The sequence below is a fragment of the Streptomyces sp. NPDC007917 genome (genome assembly GCF_042959105.1).
Lineage (GTDB): Bacteria > Actinomycetota > Actinomycetes > Streptomycetales > Streptomycetaceae > Streptomyces.
In genome coordinates this window covers 1-2,008 of the sequence record NZ_JBIBKK010000077.1, presented here as the reverse complement: position 1 = coordinate 2,008, position 2,008 = coordinate 1, and the positions used below count along the sequence as shown (strand labels likewise).

1 protein-coding gene is annotated in these 2,008 nt (G+C 64.2%); it reads left to right on the top strand.

Going from position 1 to position 2,008, the window contains the following annotated elements:
• Positions 1-35 precede the first annotated feature (35 nt).
• A partial coding sequence (locus ACFZDL_RS47165) for a condensation domain-containing protein (protein ID WP_353597329.1) occupies positions 36-2,008 on the top strand: 1,973 nt, incomplete at its 3' end.

Here is a 2,008-nt window from a genome sequence, read left to right as displayed (position 1 = left end):
TCCTCAACACCCTCCGAAACCAACTCCCCGACCACATGGTCCCCACCACCCTCGTCCAACTCGACCACCTACCACTCACCCCCAACGGCAAACTCAACCACAAAGCCCTCCCCACCCCCCAATACACCACAACCACCACCCACCGCCCACCCCGCACACCACACGAAGAAATCCTCACCCAACTCTTCGCCCAAACCCTCGGAATCACCGACCTCGGTATTGACGACAACTTCTTCGCGCTGGGCGGGCATTCGCTGCTCGCGACTCGGTTGATCAGCCGTATTCGCAGCGCCCTGGGTGTGGAGTTGAGCATCCGTGCTCTCTTTGAGTCACCGACCGTGGCCGGCCTGAACGCGCATCTGGATCAGGGCGCTGGTCTGGTGCGGCTGCCGTTGACCACGAGGTCGCGGCCCGAGGTGGTGCCGGTGTCGTTCGCGCAGCGCCGGCTGTGGTTCCTGGGGCAGATGGAAGGGCCGTCGGGCACGTACAACATCCCGTTGTCGCTGCGGCTGCGGGGGCAGCTTGACGTCGATGCGCTGCGCCTGGCGCTGGGGGATGTGGTCGAGCGGCATGAGAGTCTGCGGACGATCTTTCCGGAGGCCGACGGACAGCCCCGTCAGCACGTCGTGGAAAGCGGCGCGGCCGTGCCCTCGCTCGCGGTGATTGAGGCCACGGAGGCTGAGCTGCCCGAGGCGCTGGTCAGGGAGGTAGGTGCTGGATTTGACCTCTCAAGCGATCTACCGGTGCGCGTGCGGCTCTTTGTGCTGGGGCCGGATGAGTATGTGCTGCTGGCCGTGGTGCATCACATTGCCGCGGACGGATGGTCACTGGCACCGTTCGCCCGCGATCTGTCGTCGGCCTACGCGGCCCGCGTACAACATGAGCGGGCCCCGCAGTGGCATGCGCTGCCGGTGCAGTACACGGACTACACCTTGTGGCAGCGGGAGGTCCTGGGCAGTGAGGATGACCCGGGCAGTGTGATCTCGCAGCAGCTGGGCTACTGGACGGCGGCTCTGGCGGGTGTGCCGGAGCAGCTGGATCTGCCAGTGGACCGGCCCCGGCCGGCGGTGGCGTCGCATGAGGGCGGCAGTGTGGCGGTGCGGGTGCCGGCCGGAGTGCATGCCCGGCTGGTGGACCTGGCGCAGGACACCGGCGCGAGCGTGTTCATGACGGTCCAGGCTGCCCTGGCCGTGCTGCTCACCCGGATGGGCGCGGGCACTGATATCCCCATCGGCACTCCGATCGCCGGACGTACCGATGACGCCCTGGACGATCTCATTGGCTTTTTCGTCAACACGCTGGTGCTGCGTACGGATGTGAGTGGCGATCCCACCTTCCGTGAGCTGGTGGAGCGGGTGCGGGAGACGGACCTGGCCGCGTTCGCTCATCAGGATGTGCCGTTCGAGCGTCTGGTGGAGGTGTTGAATCCACAGCGGTCGATGGCCCGGCATCCCTTGTTCCAGGTGATGCTCTCCTTCCAGAACAACACCCAGCCAGACCTCGACTTGTTTGGTCTGGATGTCACCCATCAGCCGTTGGGCGGTATCGCCGCCAAATTCGATCTAACAGTCAACCTGAGCGAACAACGCGGGGCGAATGGTGCCCCCGATGGCTTGATCGGCCAGCTCGAATACCGTACCGACATTTTCGACCTTGCCACGGTCGAAGAGCTTGCCCATCGGCTGATACGCGTCCTGGAAACGGTCACCAGCGATCCCGACATTCCCATTGATCGGGTTGATGTGTTGGGTGAGGTTGAGCGGCGGCGGGTGTTGTGTGAGTGGAATGATACGGGGTGGCCGGTTTCGGGTGTGGTGGTGTCGGAGTTGTTTGAGGCGCAGGTGGTGCGTGCTCCGGATGCGGTGGCGTTGGTTTTTGAGGGTGAGGTGTTGTCGTATGGTGAGTTGAATGTTCGGGTGAATCGGTTGGCGCGGTATTTGATGGGGCGTGGGGTGGGTCCTGGGTGTTTGGTGGGGGTGGTGTTGTCGCGGGGGTTTGATTTGGTGGT